Below are 2,847 nucleotides of genomic sequence, written 5' to 3' on the forward strand. Positions count from 1 at the left end.
GGTCGGGATCGGTTCCGCCCGGGTGGGCCGGGTCAGTGGTTGATGGTCTTCTCCACACCGACGCCGGTGAGGGAGCGGACCTCCATCTCCACCCGCTTCTGCGGGAACTCGTCCTTCTTCCCGAGGAACGTGCCGATGATGCCGAGCAGGAACGCCAGCGGAATCGACACGATGCCCGGGTTGGACAGGGGGAACAGCGAGAAGTCGACACTGGTGATCATCGACTTCGGGCCACCCGAGACCGCGGGAGAGAGCGCGATCAGCACGAGTGTGCTGATCAGGCCGCCGTACATGGAGAACAGCGCACCGGTGGTGTTGAAGCGCTTCCAGAACAGCGAGTAGAGGATGGTCGGCAGGTTCGCCGACGCCGCGATGGCGAAGGCGAGGGCGACGAGGAACGCGATGTTCTGCCCCATGGCGCCGATGCCCATGATGATGGACGCGACACCGATCACCACGACGGTGATCCGGGACACGCGCAGCTGGGCCTTCTCCGTGGCCTTGCCGTGCTTGATCACACCGTTGTAGATGTCGTGGGCGAACGACGCCGAGGCGGTGATCGCCAGGCCCGCGACCACCGCGAGGATCGTCGCGAAGGCCACCGCCGAGATGATGCCGAGGAATATCTCCCCACCCAGCGCGAAGGCCAGCAACGGGGCCGCCGAGTTCACGCCACCCGGCGCCGCCTCGATGACGTCCGATCCCACCATCGCCGCGGCACCGAAGCCGAGGACCAGGGTGAACAGGTAGAAGGACCCGATGAGCGCGATCGCCCAGGTGACCGAGCGACGGGCCTCCTTGGCGGTGGGGACCGTGTAGAAGCGCATCAGCACGTGGGGCAGGCCGGCGGTACCGAAGACCAGGGCGATCGACAGGGAGATGAAGTCGAGCTTGCTGGTCTCGGTGGCGCCGTACTGCAGACCCGGGCTGAGGAGGTCCTTACCCGAGTTGGCGACGGCCTCGCCGAGGAGTGCCGAGAAGTTGCCCCGCGCCGCCACCAGGACGAACAGACACATGATCAGCACGCCACCCACGAGCAGCACGGCCTTGACCATCTGCACGTACGTGGTGCCCTTCATGCCACCGACCAGCACGTAGACGATCATCAGGATCCCGACGGCCGCGACGACGATCGCCTGGCCGGTGGAATCGTTGATGTTGAGCAGCAGGGCGACCAGACCGCCGGCGCCCGCCATCTGGGCGATGAGGTAGAACAGGCAGACCGCGAGAGTCGCCAGGGCGGCGGCCATGCGGACGGGCCGCTGGTTGAGACGGAAGCTCAGCACGTCGGCCATGGTGAACCGACCGGTGTTACGCATCAGCTCGGCGACGAGCATCAACGCCACCAGCCACGCCACCAGGAAGCCGATGGAGTAGAGGAAGCCGTCGTAACCGTTGATGGCGATGGCACCGGCGATGCCCAGGAACGAGGCCGCCGAGAGGTAGTCGCCGGCGATCGCGAACCCGTTCTGCGGCCCCGTGAAGGTGGAGCCACCGGTGTAGAAGTCCTTGGTCGACTTGGTCGACTTGGACGCCCGCAGCACCAGCGTCATGGTGACGACGATGAAGATGCCGAACACGACCATGTTGAGCAGAGTGGAGCCGACCTGCTCCCCCGGGGTGAGCTCACGGATGTTGATCAGCCAGTCGCCCATCAGGCCACCTCACCTTCCAGCTCGTGGCGGATCGCTTCCGCGCGGGGGTCGATCACCCGGTTGGCGAACCGGATGTACAGGAACGTGATGAGGAACGTGGTGACGAACTGCGCCAGACCGATGATCAGCCCCCAGGTGATGTTCCCGAAGACCCTGGTCGCCATGAAGTCGGTCGCGTAGACCGCCAGTAGCACGTACAGGAAGTACCAGACGAGGAAGGCGATCGTCATGGGGAAGACGAAGGCCCTGAACTTGCTGCGCAACTCCTGGAATTCCGGGCTGGAGTGCATCGCCTCGAAGTCAGCCGCTTCCGGGCTGCGTCGTGACGATCCTCCCACCGGGGGATCAGCTGGTTGGGACACGGAGGTCCTCCGTTTCAGTTCTCTCGAGCCACACCTCTGTAGTGATGCGCCTCACAGACTAGGACTGGAGAAGTGTGACACGGGACACAAGGGTTTGCCGAGGCCAATCCGCCCCGGGGGGCCGACGGAGGCAAACGCGGTGGTGACACCACCCCTATCGGGGGGCGGAGCCACCTCATCCGGGGGGGTCGGCGCCGGCGTCGGGGTCAGGCACCGCCCCGTCGACCGACGGCGTCGGCGAACACCCGGACGATCTCGTCGGTCGTCTGCGCGACATGACTGCTCCCCCCGGTCACCCGGGCGATCTCGGCCAGGGTCTCCGGGTCGGCGTCGTCGAGCAGGCCGACGGTCACCACGATCACCGGCTCGGACGGGTCGACCATGCCCCGGAGTGCGAGGAGGAAGTCGTCCCGGGTCAGCTCCGACACCGTGTCGTTGGCCCCGTCGGAGATCACGATGATCGAGTTGATCATGTCGGGGTCGTAGCCCGACCGGACCGCCGCGTAGGCGTCGAGCACGGTCCGGTGGAGATCCGTCCCTCCGCCGACCAGCCCGGGGAGCGACGCCAGGGCGCCGGCAAGCGAATCGCGGTGGCTCCCCTCGGGGGTGGGGGCGTCGAGGCGGGTGAGCGGGGCGACCTCGCGGTAGGGGCGCCCGTCCAGACCCGCGTCCCCACCGAAGGCCCACAGGCCGAGGGCGGCGTCGTCAGGGAACCGCGCGAGTCCCGCGTCGGCGGTCTCGACGAGTGTCCGGATCCGGGTGACCCCGGTGTCCGCCATGGCGAACCCCATCGAGCCCGAGGTGTCCACCAGGACGAGTGACCGTCCGGG

At 67.1% G+C, this 2,847-nt stretch carries 3 protein-coding genes; all 3 read right to left on the bottom strand.

The window, feature by feature from the left end; genetic code table 11:
- Nucleotides 1–32: 32 nt before the first annotated feature.
- Nucleotides 33–1,655 carry a monocarboxylic acid transporter gene (locus tag G6017_RS14755; RefSeq protein WP_179524676.1) on the bottom strand — a complete coding sequence of 541 codons (1,623 nt, stop codon included), beginning with the start codon at nt 1,653–1,655 and terminating at the stop codon, nt 33–35.
- Entirely contained in the window at nt 1,655–1,945 is a 291-nt protein-coding gene (locus G6017_RS14760; protein ID WP_179524675.1) for a DUF485 domain-containing protein, read from the bottom strand. The genes G6017_RS14755 and G6017_RS14760 overlap by 1 nt, the downstream gene beginning before the upstream one ends.
- Before the next feature lie 278 nt (nt 1,946–2,223).
- Nucleotides 2,224–2,847 (bottom strand): VWA domain-containing protein (locus G6017_RS14765; protein WP_182618030.1); only part of this gene is annotated, 624 nt, incomplete at its 5' end.

Source organism: Dietzia sp. B44 (genome assembly GCF_014145245.1).
Classification (GTDB): domain Bacteria; phylum Actinomycetota; class Actinomycetes; order Mycobacteriales; family Mycobacteriaceae; genus Dietzia; species Dietzia natronolimnaea.